The 15,238-nt window shown below is 72.1% G+C and carries 9 protein-coding genes; 1 reads left to right on the forward strand and 8 read right to left on the reverse strand.

Going from position 1 to position 15,238, the window contains the following annotated elements:
• Positions 1-86: 86 nt before the first annotated feature.
• Both ABFX54_RS11160 and ABFX54_RS11165 read right to left on the reverse strand, forming a co-directional pair.
• Entirely contained in the window at positions 87-3,320 is a 3,234-nt protein-coding gene (locus ABFX54_RS11160) for an MGH1-like glycoside hydrolase domain-containing protein (protein WP_346103861.1), read from the reverse strand.
• Positions 3,317-4,696: a glycoside hydrolase family 43 protein gene (locus tag ABFX54_RS11165; protein ID WP_346103862.1), complete on the reverse strand. Its 1,380-nt coding sequence runs from the start codon at positions 4,694-4,696 to the stop codon at positions 3,317-3,319. Before ABFX54_RS11165 ends, ABFX54_RS11160 begins: the two co-directional genes overlap by 4 nt.
• Before the next feature lie 317 nt (positions 4,697-5,013).
• Here ABFX54_RS11165 and ABFX54_RS11170 point away from each other — a divergent pair, with 317 nt between their 5' ends.
• Positions 5,014-5,841: a peptidase associated/transthyretin-like domain-containing protein gene (locus ABFX54_RS11170; RefSeq protein ID WP_346103864.1), complete on the forward strand. Its 828-nt coding sequence runs from the start codon at positions 5,014-5,016 to the stop codon at positions 5,839-5,841.
• A gap of 92 nt (positions 5,842-5,933) precedes the next feature.
• On the opposite strand, the gene ABFX54_RS11175 is transcribed toward ABFX54_RS11170, so the two are convergent.
• The 6 genes from ABFX54_RS11175 to ABFX54_RS11200 all read right to left on the reverse strand — a co-directional run.
• Entirely contained in the window at positions 5,934-7,907 is a 1,974-nt protein-coding gene (locus ABFX54_RS11175) for a GTP-binding protein (RefSeq protein WP_346103866.1), read from the reverse strand.
• A 197-nt stretch (positions 7,908-8,104) separates the two neighbouring features.
• A complete protein-coding gene (locus ABFX54_RS11180; RefSeq protein ID WP_346103867.1) occupies positions 8,105-9,091 on the reverse strand; it encodes a phosphotransferase in 987 nt (328 codons plus the stop codon).
• Positions 9,057-9,197, reverse strand: a complete 141-nt coding sequence (locus ABFX54_RS11185; RefSeq protein ID WP_346103869.1) for a hypothetical protein — start codon at positions 9,195-9,197, stop codon at positions 9,057-9,059. The genes ABFX54_RS11180 and ABFX54_RS11185 overlap by 35 nt, the downstream gene beginning before the upstream one ends.
• A 57-nt stretch (positions 9,198-9,254) precedes the next feature.
• Positions 9,255-11,744, reverse strand: a complete 2,490-nt coding sequence (locus ABFX54_RS11190) for a PEP/pyruvate-binding domain-containing protein (protein WP_346103870.1) — start codon at positions 11,742-11,744, stop codon at positions 9,255-9,257.
• Positions 11,741-12,487: a TetR/AcrR family transcriptional regulator gene (locus ABFX54_RS11195; protein WP_346103871.1), complete on the reverse strand. Its 747-nt coding sequence runs from the start codon at positions 12,485-12,487 to the stop codon at positions 11,741-11,743. The genes ABFX54_RS11190 and ABFX54_RS11195 overlap by 4 nt, the downstream gene beginning before the upstream one ends.
• A 44-nt stretch (positions 12,488-12,531) precedes the next feature.
• Positions 12,532-15,238: tetratricopeptide repeat protein (locus ABFX54_RS11200; protein WP_346103872.1), on the reverse strand; the 2,707-nt coding region annotated here is incomplete at its 5' end.

Consider the following 15,238-nt stretch of genomic DNA (forward strand, 5'->3'; position numbering starts at 1 on the left):
GATGCACGCGATCGTGCGCCCGTGGCGCGGGTGCCGTCAAGAGGAGGAGCGCCCCCGATATCGGGAGCGCTCCTCGCGATGGCGCCTCAGGGTCCGTAGGCCCTGACCTCCAGCAGGCCTACGGAGCTGGAGCCGGTCCCGGTGAGCACCACCCGCAGGCGGGTGGTGCCGGTCGCGGTGAAGGTGACGGAGTTGTAGGCGTTCTTGGTCAGCGGGTACGCCGAAGCGCCGGGCACGTCCGCGTACGCGCTGCCGTTCCAGTACTGCAGCTTCCACGACGCCGGCATGTCGATGCCCTGCTCGTCGTCGAAGAAGTACACCTCGGCCCGGTTCAGGGTGCGGGCCGAGGGCCAGGTCAGGTCCACCCACTGCTCGCCGGTCTGCGGCCAGCAGCCCCAGCGCGGGTTGACCGTGTCGTTGGAGGAGGGCGGGTCGATCCCGTCGTTGACGGCGGCCACGCTCTCCCACGACGAGGTGTAGGACGCGGTCGGCGTGGCCGAGGCCGCCAGGTTGGCCGGCGGTGGCGTGCCGCCCCGGTTGTGCGCCTTGATCTCGGTGAGGCCGGTCCGCGCGCCGGAGGCGGCCGTGGCCAGCACCCGTACCCGCTGGGCGGTGACGGCGGGGAAGCGCACGAGGTTGTAGTTGGCCCGCGGCGCGGCCGGGGTCTTGGTCTGCGCGGGCACATTGACCCAGGCCGAGCCGTTGTGGTACTGGATGTCGTACGACGCGGGCGCCCGGTAGGTCGAGCTGGCCGGGCGGCTGTCCTTGAAGTGGAGCCGGAACTCGTCGAGGGTGCGGGCGGTGCCGAAGTTGAGCTCGTACCAGTCCTGCCCGGCGGTCGTGCCGCCCCAGAACGGCTCGTTGATCGGGAAGCCGTCCACGGCGCCGGCGGCCGAGCTGCCCGAGGCGGTGGTGGAGGCCGTGGCGGTGGCGCCGGCGGCCAGGTTGGGCAATTCGGCGGTCAGGTCGACGCCGGCCTTGGCGAGCAGGTCGACCATGCGGGCGCCGCTGTGGACGACCTGGGCCGGCGAGCGCAGGCCCGGGATCGCGACGTGGTGGGTGACGGTGCCGCTCGTGGTGACCGTTCCGGTGGCGGGGTCCCAGGTGAAGGGCACGAGTGAGGAGACCGTGGCGGCGCGGGTGCCGTTGACGTAGATCGAGTAGCCCTCGGGCACGCCGGGGTAGCGCACGACGCCGTCGGCCGGGTCGTCCCAGACGATGGTCAGGTCGGCGCCGCGGTAGCGCAGGTTGTCGACGGTGAAGTGGGTCCAGCCGATGCCGATCGGCGAGAGCTCCACCTTGGCGTCGTCGCGTGGCCGCAGCCCGGCGACGTCCTCGATCACGGTCCAGTTGCCGCTGCCCAGGATGTTGTGGTGGATCCAGGAGCGATAAGTGATCGAGGAGCCGTTCCAGTCGGCCCAGAACTCGTTGGCGTCCGGCCACTGGGTGTTGCCGCCCACGTACTGCGCCCAGGCGTTCCAGTAGAGGAGCTTCTTGTACCAGGTCGCGTCGATCCACTCGTTCGGGTAGTTGCGCAGCACCGAGGAGAGCAGGCGGAACTGCACGGTGGAGTTGATCGTGGAGAAGTTGTTGCTGCCGGTGCCCGAGGCCGCCTTGTCGGCCTGGTTGGCGGTGTAGAAGGGGAAGATCGGATACTGGGCCGGGTCGTCGAAGAGGCGCAGCGCCTGCTTGTAGGTGCTGGTGTTGGGGATCGCGCCGACGGCGAACGGGTAGTAGTTGTTGATCTCCTTCCACGGCACCCATTCGTTGGTGGACTTCAGCCGGTGCTCGAAGAGCTGCCGGCCCGGGTTCCACAGCACGTTGACGATGGCGTTCTGGATCTGCGTGGCGAGCGTGCGCATCTCCGCGGCTTTGGCCGTGTTGCCGACCGTCTCATACGCCCGGGCGGCGGCCAGCGCGCCGCTGTACTGGTAGGCGCTCTCGGCCCGGTCCATCCGGCCCGGCTTCCAGTGGAAGGAGACGGCGTCGGCGTCGTTGCCGGTCAGGGCGCCCCAGTCGTACTCGATCAGCTTGTTGTTGTCGGTGTCGTAATGGGACAGCTGGCCCTTGACATCCTGCTCGGCGTAGCGGGCCAGGTTGGCGGCGATGCCGGGCTGGCCGCCGTGGATCTGGTAGCTCTTCCAGGCGGCCTCGCCGATGTACTGGGTGTAGCTGTTGGACCAGTTCTCCGGATCGCCGGGGTTGTCGAGGAAGCGGCCGTTCTTGGAGGTCTGCCCGACGCTCAGCCAGTCGCCGTAGGAGTAAACGGGGTCGCGCAGGTACTTGAGGTCGTCGATGTGCATGGGCTGGGTCAGCGCGATGGCGTTGTTGTAGCCCAGCACGCCCTCGGTCGAGGTGGGGAACTGGAAGGTCTGACCGGGGATGTCGGCGTCGAGGTGGTTGAAGCGCATCAGCCACCAGCGGTAGTAGATGTTCTTCTTGATGGCCGGCTCGGGCACGTCGATGTAGGGGACGTTCTCGGCCCACCAGCGGTTGTAGGCGCGCACGTGGGTGGCGAACGCGGTGGCGGCGGAGTAGCCGGCGTAGGCGTCGTACTCGGTGCGGGAGGCCGGGATCTCACTGGTGACGAAGCCCATGACGACCTTGACCGTGACGGTGGCGCCGGCGGCGATCGTGAGCGAGCGGTTGAGCCCGCCGCTGGCGACCGTGCAGCCGTCGCAGGTGAGCCGCGGGTAGAGGGTGGTCAGGTTGTTGTAGGCGTTGACCTGGCCGGTCAGCTCGGCGCCCGAGCCGGTGGTGGCGTACGGGGAGGTGGCGCGCAGTTGCAGCGTGGCCGTGCCGGAGCCGCCGTTGGTGACGGCCAGGTTGGCCACGGCCACGTTGTTGTCGGTGATGAACTTCGTCTGGTCGACGGTGATCGAGCCGCTGGTGTGCCGGCTCTTCCAGTGGCTCGGCGCCTGCCAGCGCGAGCTCACCTGTTCGGTGAACGTGCCCGGTGTGAGCGCGACGGTGAAGGCGTGGTTGTTGCTGATGCTCTCCCAGTACGCGGCCTGCCCGGCGAACCCGAGCGTGCCCGGCGTGTGCGTCTTCATGAGCAGCGCCCGGCCGCGCGACATGAGCCAGGTGCCCGCCGGGTCGTTGCCGGGCCTGGCCAGCAGCCGGTCCATCCAGAAGTCCGTGCCGGAGCTCTCCGCGTCGTAGATGGCTCTCATCATGTCGCCGGTCGTGTACGCCCCCGGCGGCGCGGGGACGGCGGGGCCGCCGAAGGAGGGGTAGCCGATGGTCTGGTCGGCGTGCGCCGGGGCGCCGGCGACGAGTAAGGCCGCGATCAGCAGCAGAGCGGACAGGACGCGCCTCATGAGAAGGCCCTCCATTCGAGCACGCCGGTCGAGTAGCCGGTTCTGGAGGTGATGTTCAGCCGCAGCCGGGTCGTGCTGACCGGGCTGAACGTGGTCAGGTTGAACGTGTTGCCGGCCACGCCGCAGCCGGGCAGGTCGACGTAGGCGCCGCCGTTCCAGTACTGGAGCCGGCAGGAGGCGGGCAGGTCGATGCCGAGGTCGTCGTCGAACCAGTACACCTCGGATCTGGAGATCGTCTGGGCGGCCGGCCAGCGGTATTCGAGCCACTCGGTGCCCTGGTGGTTCCAGTTGCCGTAGGCGCCGTGGCTGTGGTCGGCCGAGCTGACCGGGGTGTGGCCGTCGTTGATCGCGCCGAGCGTCTCCCAGGGCGAGACGTACGAGGTGGACGGGGTGGCGCTCGCGGCCAGGTTGCCCGGGGTCACCGGGCCGCCGGTCTGCACGACCTTCCGCATGGTGCCGTCGGCGTTGAAGAAGAGCTGGTCGATCGTCACCGAGCGGCGGAAGTCGCCCCCGCCCGGGCTCGCGGCGTTGTGGTAGACCATGTACCACTGGCCCTTGAACTCGATGATCGCCGGATGGTTGGTCGTCGAGCTCACCTGGTCGAGCACGATCCCGCGGTGGATCCACGGGCCCATCGGGTTGCTCGCGGTGGCGTAGCGCACGCACGCGTAGCCGGGCGCCGAACAGGCCGAGTCGTTGGCCGCGTAGGCGAGGTAGTAGACGCCGGCGCGCTTGAACATCCAGGGGGCCTCCCAGAAGTTCGACACGCCGCTCGGGGTGATGACCGGGCCGTTGATCGAGGTCATGCCGGCGTTGAGCCTGGCCGCGCGCAGCCCGTAGTAGGAGCCCCAGTAGAGGTAGACCTGGCCGTCGTCGTCGGTGAAGACGGTGGGGTCGATGTTGAGCGGGGAGGAGTTCGGGGTACTGTCGCTGACCAGCGGGCCGCCCTTGGCGTCCGTGAACGGGCCGAGCGGGCTGTCGCCCACGGCCACGCCGATGTCCATCCAGCCGGCGCCTCTGCCGTTGACGGAGGCGTACCAGTAGTAGCGGCCGTCGGCGCCGCGCTCGACCTCGCCGGCCCAGGCGTCCCCACCCGCCCACGGGAAGGTCGCCAGGCTCAGGCGGGCGCCCTGGTCGGTGAAGGTGGTGGCCTCGGAGGAGGTGAAGACGTGCCAGTCGCGCATGACGAAGCTCGTGCCGCCGGTCGGGGCCTCGTCGTGGCCGGTGTAGAGGTACAGGGTGTCGCCCGCGACCAGCGCGGCCGGGTCGGCCGTGTAGATCGCGGTGGTGATCGGCGGGCCCGCCAGCGCGGGCCGCGCGGTGCCGGGGAGGAGCAGGAGTGCCGCGGCGAGGGCCGCCGCCCATCGTCGTCTCATGAGTGGCCCCTTGTGGATGTGAGCGCTAACATGACGGACTCGGGATTGCCTAAAAGGTTTTCGGGAACGTAGATTGCCAGGCCGGATCTGTCAATCGACCTCTGCACGCTGTCGCAAGTGTGATGACCTGCGGAGAAAAGAATACGGCGGCGCTGATCAGCCCAACCGCTTCTGGTTACAGTTTTGTATCCTCGAAAAGGATTTCGGCGACTTTCTTCGTCCGATGTCATGATGTGGCCGCGCCGCGCGCCTGCGCGGAAAGTCCACCGGCGCATGAGAGGTTCCGAGGAGTAGCTCCTGATCTCCAAGGAACTTCCGTGGTACACGAACGCGAAGACCGGCGGGTCAGCCGGCGACGGCTCATCACCGGAATCGGCACCATCGGTCTCGGCGGCCTGCTCACCGCCGGCGATCCCAGCTTCGGCGTCACCCTGACGGACGACCCGGCCACCGCCTTCGACCCCGACACCCACGCCAAGGCGGACGCGCTGTTCGCCAAGGCCAGGACGTGCCGGCTGGCGCCCAGCACGGTACAGGGCCCCTACTATTTCGAGACCGGCGCGATCCGCAGCGACCTGCGCGAGGACCGGGAGGGCGTCCGGCTGCGGCTGGCGATCAAGGTGCAGGACGGCTCCTCCTGCCGGCCGCTGCCCAGAGCCGTGGTGGAGATCTGGCACTGCGACGCCGCCGGGCTCTACTCGGGCGCCGAGTCGGAGTCACGCGACGCGCTCAAGGACAGGGGCAAGGACGGCAAGGCGAAGATCAGCCCGGACACGAAGTTCGCCGACCTGCGGCCCACGGACCGCAAGCGGTACCTGCGCGGGGTGCAGATCGCCGACGCGGGCGGGGTCGTCCGCTTCACCACCATCTGGCCGGGCTGGTACCCGGGACGTACCGTGCACATCCACGCGATGGTGGTCGTGGACGATCGGCGTGCTCTGTGCACGGAGCTCATGTTCGCCGAGAGCCTCAACCGGCGGGTGCTGGCCCAGGCGCCTTACCTCGGGCACGACCAGGCGCGCGACACCTTCAACGGCAACGATCCCGTCTTCAAGGACGACATGCTGGCTCATGTCGTGCAGGACGGCGACGGCTACCTCGCCGTCATCGTGGTGGCCACCGATCCCGACCTGCGGCAGGTCTGACCGTCCGCCGCGCCCGAGCCGCCCGAGCCGCTCCCGAGCCGTCCGTGGGGTGCGGGCGGCACGGGGTGCTCTGGGGGACGGGGCTGGGCGGTTCAGACCCGGCGTGCCACGTGCAGCAGGTACTCCTTCCGGTCGAGCGGGTTGTGGTCGGAGCGCGGGCGGCGCGGGATCGGGCCGCGTACGGGCTCGTACCGGTCGAAGTCCGACTCCAGCACGGCCTCGCCCCGGGTCAGCCCCGGCAGGCGCCGCTCCAGCTCGTGCACCTTGGCCGCCGGGATCAGCCCTTCCACCAGGGAGGCACGCTGGGCGCGCGGGGTCGCGCCGAGCCGGGCCAGCACGGGCAGCACCGGGCCCAGCGTGTCGGGCGGCAGTTCCAGGCGGAAGCGGTGCATCGGCGCGTACACCGTGCTGCCGGCCCGCCTCAGCGCGTCCATCAGCACGAGCGGGACGAGGTTGCGGAAGTCGGCCGCGACGCTCGACGGGGGCGAGTATCCGGAGTGGGTCAGCGTGACCACGCAGTCCAGCACCTCCCAGCCGTGCAAACCCTGGTGGAGGGTCTCGTGAACCGTCTCCTCGATCGCGCTCATGAACGCGTACGGCAGCGACCCCAGCTCCACCTCCAGCCGGAACTCCACTCCCCCGCCCGTCGGGTCGCCCGCTCCGCCCGGCTCGACGCGCAGGCCGACGGTCGCGGCGAACGGGTTGGGGTCCTTGCCGATCACCTCCAAGGCCGTGGCCGTGCCGGTGGGCCGTTCGACGCAGATGGTGGTGGTCTCGCGGAAGGTCACCTCCAGGCCGAAGTCGTCCAGGAGCGTGGCCTGGACGACCTCCTTCTGCACCTCGCCGTAGAGGGAGACCGATACCTCCTGGCGCAGGTCGTCCTGGCGCAGGCCGATCAGCGGGTCCTGCTCGGCGAGCCGGCTCAGCGCCAGGTGCAGTGCGGCCCGGTCGGCGGCGCGGCCGGGCGACACGACGGTCTCCAGTGTGGGCGGCGCGAAGTGGCCTGCGGAGGCTCGCCTGGCTCCGGGGCCCGCGTCCGCCGTGTCCTGGTCCTCCTGGCGGGTCAGCCGGTCGCCGATGCGGACGTCGGTCAGGCCCCAGAGGCGGGCGATCCGGCCGGCGGGCACCTCCTGGCCACGCACGGACGTGCCGCCGTCGAAGACGCTGATCGCGGTGACCCTGCCCTCACGTCGGTCGTCGAAGTGGAGCCGGTCGCGGGTGTGCAGGGTGCCGCTGAAGATGCGGGCGTAGGCGACCTTCTCCCCTGCGGGACCCCGTTCGATCTTGAAGACGGTGCCCGACACGGGACCGTCGGGGTCGTTCTGGGCGGGTGGCAGCAACTCCCTGACGCCCGCCATCAGCGCCTCCACGCCGGCCCCCGTGACGGCCGAGCCGAAGAACACCGGGTGGACCAGCGTCCGGCCGGTCTGGGCGGCGAGTTCGGCGCGCAGGCGGGTGACGGAGATCGAGCTCTCGTCGTCCACGTACGCCGCCAGCAGCGCGTCCTCCTGCGCGGCGAGCACGTTGACCAGGTCCTCGGCGAACGCGGCCTGGCCGTCGAACGGCGTGAACGCGGCGGCGCCCGTACCGAGGCCGGAGACCGAGCCCATGGCGACGACGGACGGGGACAGCTTGGCGGCGAGCTCGCGCAGGACGCCGTCGTAGCGGGCGCCACGGCGGTCGATCTTGTTGACGAAGACGAGCGTGGGGATGCCGAGGCGGCGCAGCGTGCGCATGAGCACGCGGGTCTGCGCCTGCACGCCCTCCACGGCGGACACCACCAGGACGGCGCCGTCCAGCACGCTCAGCACCCGCTCCACCTCGGCGATGAAGTCGGGATGGCCCGGCGTGTCGATCAGGTTGACCGTGGTGTCGCCGACGGCGAAGGACACGACCGCCGACTTGATGGTGATGCCGCGACTGCGTTCCAGGGCCAGGGTGTCGGTCTGGGTGTTGCCGTCATCGACGCTGCCGACCTCGTCGATGACCCCGGCGGCGTGCAGCAACCGCTCGGTCAGGCTGGTCTTACCGGCGTCTACATGCGCCAAGATTCCCAAGTTGAGCATACGCAACGAACGTCATGTCCTCTGATCGGCCGACTCCTTCTTTCGTGTGGGACATGGACGCCTGGCGCATCGGGGCTCCTCCGGGTGGTTCGGCCGCGGCAGTGGTTCTGCTCGTTGCAGTGGTCCTGGGGGCGGCGGCTGTGGGGCGTTCGGCCGCCGTAGAGCACACCAGACCGTCTCTCCGGCGGGCAACCGGTTTATGCCGCCCAGCGGGTGCGGAGCCAGCTCAGTGTGGCTCGCCGGGAGTGTTCGCGCCGCTGCTGAAGGTGCGGGGCGTGTGCGGGGCCCGGGAGGGCGGCCGTACGCGTCCAGTAGCCGGCCAGGGCCACCAGCAGGGCGTCCACCCGCGCGGGGTCGGCGGCCCGGCCGAGCGGGTGCGCGGTGAAGGTCTCCTCGGGATCGGGGGTGCCGAGGTCGGACTCCAGCAGCAGGCAGACCAGGTCCGTCCAGGCCGGTCCGACGCAGGCGCGGCCCCAGTCCACGAAGCGAGCCGTGCCGTGGGCGTCGATGACGATGTTGTCGAAGCGCGGGTCGAAGTGGAGCAGCGTGTCGCCGGTGACCAGCGACGTCCAGGCGCGCTCGACCGCCGCCAGCCGATCCAGGTGCGCCCGCTCCCAAGCACCGATCTCCAGGGGAGCGGCGATCCCCGGTGTCCCGGCCCGAGCCCCGTCTCCGCCGCCCGCCGCCCCGCCGTCCGTGGCGAGGGTGTGCCAGAGTTCGCAGCGGCCCGCCATCCGCTCGGCCACCGTCGGCAGGCCGTCCAGGGGAGCGGGGGTGAGCGGGGCCGCGCAGGCGGTGAGCAGGTCGAGCGCCGCCGCGAGCTCCGCGGGCCGCCAGGGCTCGTGTGGCACCCGGCCCGGCGCCTCCTCCGAGCAGAGCAGCACCCAGCCGTCCCGTTCGCAGGAGAACAGCAGCCGCGGCGTCGGCACCTCGGCGGGCAGGGCGGCGCTGATCACCGCCTCCGACCGGTAGTCGCCCGCGTGATCCGCGTCCGCCGGCGTCGCCTTGACGAACACGCGCCGCCCGCCGTCGAGGGCGAGCACGCCGAGGACGCCGTACGAGAAGCCGCCTTGCCGCGGCTCGAACCCCCGTACGGCGCCCAGCCGGCGCTCGGCCTCCGCTACCAGCGGGGCGGGCAGGCCGGCCCAGTCACGCCGCGGGCCCCATCTCGCCGGGCCGCTCAACCGCCTCCTCCCGGTCCTTGTGCTCCAGCGCCTGCTGGGCGTTCCTGAACCGGGCACAACGCGCTTCGAGTTCGCGCTCGTCTTCGAGCATCCACTGTTCGATCATGGTCCTCGACGGGATCACACGCCACCCGGCCCGCGCGAGCGACTTGGCGGGAACTTTTCACGCCAGCAACTCGACCGTGCCGCGTTCCCCGTCCACCCTGATCCGGTCGCCGTCGCGCAGCCGCATGGTGGCGTTGCCGGTGCCGACCACGGCGGGGATGCCGAGTTCGCGGGCCACGATCGAGGCGTGCGACAGCGGGGCGCCCATGTCGGTGACGACGGCGGCGGCGCGCGGGAACATCGGGGTCCAGCCCACGTTCGTCAGCGTCGTGACCAGGATCTCGCCCGGTTTGAGCCGGTCGCCGTCCTCGGGTCCCGAGAGCACCCTGGCGACGCCCTCGACCACGCCGGGCGCGCCGGGGAAGCCGGTCACGGTGTCGCTCACCGGTGCACCTGGGCCGCGGGCGTCGTAGACGTCGGCCCGGCGTCCCGGGTCGGTCGCCCAGCGCACGGGGTCGAAGTGGCCGACGATCAGCACGGGGTAGGGCGGCAGGGAGGCGTAGCGCTCGTGGGTGGCCCGCCGCGACGGCACCCGCCCCAGCGCGGACCGGTCGCCCCGCAGCAGATCGAGCAGCTCCTCCAGGTAGAGGTGGAACACGTCGTCGCCGGCCCCGGTCAGCTCGCCGGCCCGGACGGTGAAGGCCCGCAGCACCCAGAACGCCCGTATCGTCTCCGACCGGGTGCTCTCCCGATCGCGTACGACGGCGTTCCAGCGCCGCACCCTGGCCCGCATCCGGGCCTCCTTGCCCGGATGACGCCGGGCGAAGCGCGCCCAGACCGCCTCGCGCGCCTCCCGCTGCCTGGCGAGCAGCGCCTGGGTGTCGGCCCCGAGGTCGCGCAGGCCCGCGAGCTGGGCGTCGATCCAGCCGGGGTCCTCGCCGGGCCTCGGCACGGAGACCTCGAACTCGTGGGGGCCGCGATGCCCGTACGCGCGGGCGAACTCGTCCCTGGTGATCTCGCCGCGCGCCAGCCTGGACAGGCCGATGACCGGGCCCATGCTGGCCAGCTCGCCCTCGGCGTTGACGCCGGTGAGCATGGCCTCGGCGTCCGCCTCGCCCATCATCCGGTAGAGCCGGTCGCGGGTGTAGACGAGCGTGGCGCCGCCCTGGCGGCCGGCCGCCTCCAGCATGCGGCAGGCGGTGATCAGGTGCGGCCTGATCTCCCGTTCCCACAGCTCGGCCAGCTCGGGGCCGGACGTGGTGCGGGCCACGCGCTCGCGCAGCTCCTCGCAGCGCCGCTGGGAGGTGTCGAGGAACGCGCGCATGCCCTTGAGGTTGCGCCGCACCCGGAGCCGCAGGCGTACGGCCATGGGCAGGACGCGTTTGACGATCTCCCAGCGGGACGCCGGCACGCGCGGCACCTCCAGGCCGGGCGGCAGCTTGCCGAAGACCTGCTCGACGGCGGAGAGCCGGCCGCTCATGCCCAGCGCCCCGGCGATGGAGTGGACGACGCTCAGGTTCATGTAGAAGCGGCCGCCGATGTTGCCCACCAGGTCGAAGCCGGGGATCGAGGCGGCCGACATGGCCTCGTGGATGAACAGCCGCACGTACGACCAGGTGATCGGCGTCATCACGTCGGGGATGGCCTCGCCCAGGTTGCCGCCGGTCCACAGGTAGTCGCCCTTGAGGCTGTCGTTCCACTCCTCAAGCCGGGGCTTGACGCCGGTGATCGGGCGGGCCTGGACGATGGCGAACGCGCCGTCGCGCCTGACCCACTCCACGTCCATGGGGGTGCCGTACAAGTCCTGGACGCGCGCGCCGAGCGCGGCCAGCCGCACGGCCTCGGCGTCGTCGAGCACGGCCGCGCCGCGCAGATCGGCGGGGACCGCCCGCTCCTCGGTGCCCGACTCGGTCCGTACGGTCATGACCTGTTTGTCGCCGACCCGTGAGGAGGTGACCGCGCCGCCGGACACCACGATCGTGTCGGGCGTCACCTGGCCGCCGACGACCGCCTCGCCCAGCCCCCACGAGGCGTTGATCACGGTGTCGTCGCGGGCGCCGGTGACGGGGTCGGCCGTGAACATGACGCCGGCCGCGTCGGCGTCGACCAGCTCCTGCACCACCACGGCCAGGGCCACGTCGTCGTGCGGCACGCCGTTCGTGTCGCGGTAGGCGATGGCGCGCGGGTTCCACAGGGAGGCCCAGCAGCGCCTGACCGCGTCGAGGAGGGCGTCGCCGCGGATGTTGAGGTAGGTGTCCTGCTGGCCGGCGAACGACATGTCCGGCAGGTCCTCGGCGGTGGCCGACGAGCGCACGGCCACCGGGACGTCCTGGCCGAGCTCCTCGTACGCCCGCAGGATCTCGTCGGCGATCGGGCCCGGCACCTCGTGGGCGGCGAACAGCGCCGGGATGGAGCCGGGGTCGGCGGCGGCCGCGCGCAGGATCTCGTCCTGGAATCCGGCCACGAACGCGCGGTAGGCGGCGGTCGTGACATGGAAGCCGCCGGGCACGGGCAGCCCGGCCCTGGTCAGCCTGGCCAGGGAGGCACCCTTGCCGCCCGCGGTCGCGAGGTCGGCGGCGGCGTCGCCGAGAGGGATGACGGTCTTCACTTCGCCGGCCCCCCTGTGCTCGCGGGCTCGGCGCCCAGGGACGCCGCGAGCCTGCGCCCGGCCAGCTCGGCCGCGGCGTCGAGGAAGGCGAGGGTGGCGTCCGCGACGGCCTTCGCGGCGGCGTCCAGTGGCTTGCCCGTGCTCATCGTCCGCTCGATGGTGTCGGCCACCAGGTCGGCGATGTGATCACCGGACGGCCTGCCCTCATCGCCTTGCTCCCCGGGCAACCCGCCGGGAAGGAACAGGAAGCCGTACACGATCGAGGTGGTCACCAGCACGTGATGGCCGGGCTGCTCGCGCACCGCGCCGAGCTCGATCAGCCGGGCCACGTACGCCTCGAAGGGGCCGTCGATCCGCAGCCGCGCCGCATTCTCGCGCTTCTGCCGGGTGAGCTTGCCGAGCACCTCGGAGTCGCCGCTCAGCACCGCGTGCAGCAGCGGCCGGCGCAGCAGCGCCCGGGAGAACTCGCCGAACAGCTCGCTCAGCGTGGCCGGCTCCCGGTCGCGGACCGCCTCGACCAGGCTGACCCGCTCGCGCCGCAGCAGCGCCGCGAAGATGTCGTCGCGGGTCTTCCAGTGCAGGTAGATGGTGCCTTTGGCGACCCCGGCCCGCTGCGCGATGTCGTCGATCGTGGTCTTGTCGTAGCCCCAGCGCAGGACCAGTTCGGCGACCGCGTCGAGGATCCGGTGCGCCCGCTCGACCTGGCGCGCCGGATCCTGCGGCGGCCTTCCCGCTCGTGCCATCCGTCTCACCCCATTTGTTTGACTGGATGAGACTATTTGGTCATTTAATTAACGGCAAGTTTGCCCAGCAGCGCCTCGGCCTGAGGAGCGAAGGAGGCATCCCCCGTGTCGACGGCCGTGGTCAGCAGCCGGCGGGCCAGATCGAGGTCGCCGCGCTCGTACCGGATCTCGCCGAGCCGGTACGCGGCCTCGGCCACCAGGTCGTCCTGCCGGCTCAGCCCCAGCGTGAGCTCGTAGTACCGCAGCGCCCCGTCGCGGTCCCCCAGCCAGTAGCACAGCTCGCCCAGGTGCGCCGCGGCCATCCCCGACTCCGAGTCGCCCGAGTCGATGACCCGCTGGTACCAGGTCAGCGCCTCCGGGAAGTCCCGTGCTCGCTTGGCCAGCGCGCCCAGGTACATCGCGGCCACCGCGCCGGTGTGCCCCTCGCCCTCCTCGACGGCCCTGAGGTACCACCCGCGCGCCTGTTCCTCGTCCTCGTCGTGGTGGGTCTGGCCGAGCGCGACCATCGCCCGCGCGGCGAGGTCGGCGTCGCCCGCGTCGAGCACCCGCAGGTACACCTGCCGGCCCTCCTCCACCTCCCCGGTCTCGACGAGCGTCTGCGCGAAGAGGCTCAGCGCGGTCGGCTCGCCGCTCTCCGCCGCCGCGCGCAGCGTGCGCAGCGCCGCCTCGGTGTCGCCCTGCCGGCCTTGCAGCATGCCGAACAGGCTGCCGAACACCCCCTGCCCGGGGCTGTCGGCGTCGCCCGCCTGCCGCTCGGCCAGGTCGTAGAAGGCCGCGGCGTCGCCCTCCTCATCGAGCAGCGACAGCAGCCTGCCGCCCGCCACGAACCGCACGTCGGCGTCGTCGTGGTCCTTCAGCCCTTCGTAGATGGCGCGGGCCTGGTCCGTCTGCTCCAGCTCCTCCAGCCGCTCGGCGATCCGCAGCTCGGTGAAGGGTCCGGAACCGGCCAGCTCGTAGTACGCTCGCACGGCCGCCGGGTCCTCGCACATGTCGCCCAGCTCCCTGGCCTGGTCCCTGAGCTGCGCACCGGCCTGTTCGCCCGTCGGGCCGGTCATCGACAGCATCTCGACGGCCAGCGCGTGCTCGCCGCGCCGGCACGCCTGGTAGGCGAGCGCGTCGAGGTTGTTCATCGCGGTCTGAGCGAAGTCACCGTCGCCGCCGGTGGCCACTTCGGCGAACGCCCGCGCCGCGCCGAGGTGGTCGCCGTCCTCGTGCAGCCAGACGCCCAGCAGGACGCCGGCTCGCGCCGCGGTGCCCGGGTCGCCGGACTCCACGGCCAGGCGCACCTCCCGGTCGGCCCCGGCGGCGTCGCCGAGCTGGCGCAGAGTGAGCGCGAGGTCCACCCGGACGCGCGGCGTGATGCCGGGGAATCCGGTCTCGACGCCCCTGACGTACAGGAGGGCCGCGTCCGGCAGGTCGCCCATGGCCTTGCGGGCGTCGGCCCAGGTCCAGTAGCCCAGCGCCACGGTCTCGGGGTCGCCGGTGCCGACCGCCTGCTCGGCCTGCGCCACGACGGCGTCGAAGTCCTCCCGCTGGAGCAGGTGGACGAGCAGCCTCTGGTGGCAGTCCAGGTCGCCGGCCGCCGCGCCCTCGGTCAGCAGGCGCCGTGCCTCGTCGTACTCGCCGCGTTCCTCCAGCAGCTCGGCGACGAGCGAGGCTGTGGCGGGCAGGGCCGCGCGGGCGGCCTCGATCGCGCCGCCGAGGTCGCCGCGGCGGCGGCGGACGGTGGCGAGGAAGCGCCAGGCGGACTCGGCCGTCGCCTCGACCTCGGTCGCCGGCAGCAGCGACAGCTCGGCCCGGCACTGGTCGCCGGCGTCCGACAGGATCTCGCTCAGGCGGATCCCGGCCATGGCCGCGAGCTCGGGCTCGCCCATCTCGGCCACCAGGCGGAAGATCGGCTCGGCCGTGCCGGCGTCCGACTCCAGCGCGTGCGCCAGCAGCTCGCGCAGGGCCTCCGTCCGGTCCTGCACGGGCAGCTCGGACAGCGGGCCGCGCAGGTCGCCCACCTCGCCGGCCTGGATCGCGAGCAGCACCTTCGCCACCAGCTCGGACCCGGTCCGCGTGGTCAGCGCCGCCAGCGCGCCCTCCCTGTCGCCCTCCGCCGCCAGCACCCAGGGCAGGTCGTCCTCGTCGCACCGGCCCAGCAGGTACGCGGCCACGGCGGCGCGGAACGGGTCCTCCTCCTGCGCCGCGGCCCGCTCCAGCGCGAAGCGCGCGGCGTCGGCCTCCGGCGTCTCCATCAGGCAGCGGCCGGCGGCCAGCATCGTCTCGGGCTCGGACCCGGGATCGACGGCCGCCCCCAGCTCGAACGCCGCCTTCGCCCCCTCCAGGTCCCCCGTCTCGGCCAGCAGGCCGCCGAGCAGCCGCTGGGACTCGCCGCTCACGCGCGGCGGCGCGGCCTTCATGGCCGCCAGCGCCGCCTGGGGGTCTCCGTGCTCGCGCAGGAAGGTGGCCAGGTGCAGCGTCGCGTCCGCGCCAAACGTCTCGGTCAGCAGCTCGCGCGCCTCCTCCGCCCGGCCGCAGGCCACGAGCGAGTCGCCGATCATCAGGGTCAGGCCGGGGTCGCCGTCCGCTTCCCGCAGCCGGGTCAGCGTCTCCACCGCCTCGGCGTGCTCGCCCAGCTCCCGCTGAACCTGGCCGGCCGAGCGCAGTGCCACGTCGTTCAGGCGCTCGTCGTCACCCAGCGCCCCCATGAACGCCGCCACCGAGCCGCGCGGGTCCCCCGCGTCGCCGGGCAGCGCGCCGAGGCCG

This window comes from Nonomuraea maheshkhaliensis, from assembly GCF_039529435.1.
GTDB classification, from domain to species: domain Bacteria; phylum Actinomycetota; class Actinomycetes; order Streptosporangiales; family Streptosporangiaceae; genus Nonomuraea; species Nonomuraea maheshkhaliensis.

What these genes read in the sequence shown, in the direction of transcription:
- ABFX54_RS11160 (WP_346103861.1), bottom strand. Translation starts at nt 3,320, where the DNA reads ATGAGGCGCGTCCTGTCCGCTCTGCTGCTGATCGCGGCCTTACTCGTC.
- ABFX54_RS11165 (WP_346103862.1), bottom strand. Translation starts at nt 4,696, where the DNA reads ATGAGACGACGATGGGCGGCGGCCCTCGCCGCGGCACTCCTGCTCCTC.
- ABFX54_RS11175 (WP_346103866.1), bottom strand. Translation starts at nt 7,907, where the DNA reads ATGCTCAACTTGGGAATCTTGGCGCATGTAGACGCCGGTAAGACCAGC.
- ABFX54_RS11185 (WP_346103869.1), bottom strand. Translation starts at nt 9,197, where the DNA reads ATGATCGAACAGTGGATGCTCGAAGACGAGCGCGAACTCGAAGCGCGT.
- ABFX54_RS11195 (WP_346103871.1), bottom strand. Translation starts at nt 12,487, where the DNA reads ATGGCACGAGCGGGAAGGCCGCCGCAGGATCCGGCGCGCCAGGTCGAG.